The 607-nt window shown below is 48.4% G+C and carries 1 tRNA gene and 2 rRNA genes; all 3 read left to right on the top strand.

The window, feature by feature from the left end:
* A 16S ribosomal RNA gene (locus BSPA111_RS22440) occupies positions 1-122 on the top strand; the annotation flags it as partial.
* A gap of 86 nt (positions 123-208) precedes the next feature.
* Positions 209-284: transfer RNA gene (locus BSPA111_RS22435), tRNA-Glu, on the top strand.
* Between the two features lie 218 nt (positions 285-502).
* Positions 503-607: ribosomal RNA gene (locus BSPA111_RS22430) — 23S ribosomal RNA — on the top strand; the annotation flags it as partial.

Here is a 607-nt window from a genome sequence, read left to right as displayed (position 1 = left end):
GGGTTGCAAAAGAAGTAGGTAGCTTAACCTTCGGGAGGGCGCTTACCACTTTGTGATTCATGACTGGGGTGAAGTCGTAACAAGGTAACCGTAGGGGAACCTGCGGTTGGATCACCTCCTTACCTAAAAGATACAAACCCGCGTAGTGCTCACACAGATTGTCTGATGAAAGTAAAGAAGCAAGGCGTCTTGCGAGTGAGACTTCAGTGTCCCCTTCGTCTAGAGGCCCAGGACACCGCCCTTTCACGGCGGTAACAGGGGTTCGAATCCCCTAGGGGACGCCACTTGCTGGTTTGTGAGTGAAAGTCACCGACCTCAATATCTCAAAACTGACTTAACAGTCACGTTTGAGATATTTGCTCTTTAAAAATCTGGAACAAGCTGAAAATTGAAACGACACACTGTGTCTGTTCTCCGTAATAAGAACAGATAAGCGGTGTGTTCGAGTCTCTCAAATTTTCACGACCTCGATTGTGTCTCACGAGACATCTTCGGGTTGTGAGGTTAAGCGACTAAGCGTACACGGTGGATGCCCTGGCAGTCAGAGGCGATGAAGGACGTGCTAATCTGCGATAAGCGTCGGTAAGGTGATATGAACCGTTATAAC

Source organism: Buttiauxella sp. A111, from assembly GCF_014189855.1.
Lineage (GTDB): Bacteria > Pseudomonadota > Gammaproteobacteria > Enterobacterales > Enterobacteriaceae > Buttiauxella > Buttiauxella selenatireducens.
The sequence above is the reverse complement of the archived record's forward strand: the minus strand, read 5'-3'. Positions and strand labels throughout refer to the sequence as shown.